The organism is Streptomyces fildesensis (assembly GCF_016107395.1).
Classification (GTDB): Bacteria; Actinomycetota; Actinomycetes; order Streptomycetales; family Streptomycetaceae; genus Actinacidiphila; species Actinacidiphila fildesensis.
On record NZ_JAAIKO010000230.1, the window covers coordinates 1 to 330 of the forward strand.

At 63.6% G+C, this 330-nt stretch carries 1 protein-coding gene; it reads right to left on the reverse strand.

Translation table 11 applies throughout. The annotated features are described in order from the left end of the window. On the reverse strand, positions 1 to 330 hold a 330-nt coding region (locus C6N31_RS42715), incomplete at both ends, for a condensation domain-containing protein (RefSeq protein WP_198359692.1).

Sequence of the window (330 nt, forward strand, 5' to 3'; positions counted from 1 at the left end):
GTGGCGTTCGGCAGGGGTGAGAACGTCGATGGTGCTGAGCGGCTGATCGGGGTGGATGGTCGCAGCGTCGAGGAGCTGGATCCAGCGGTCGAACAGGGCATGGACCGTAGGTGCGTCGTAGATATCGCTCGAGTACTCGACGGCACCGTCGATGCCCTGAGGCTCGCCGTTGGGACCGCGTTGCTCGGCAAGACTGAAGAACAAGTCGAACTTTGCCGTCCCCGTCCTACCCAGCTCGACACCGGCACGCACTCCGGGAAGCTCCAACGCACTCACGGGTGCGTTTTGGAGGGCGAGCATGATTTGGAAGAGGGGGTGGTGGGCGAGGGT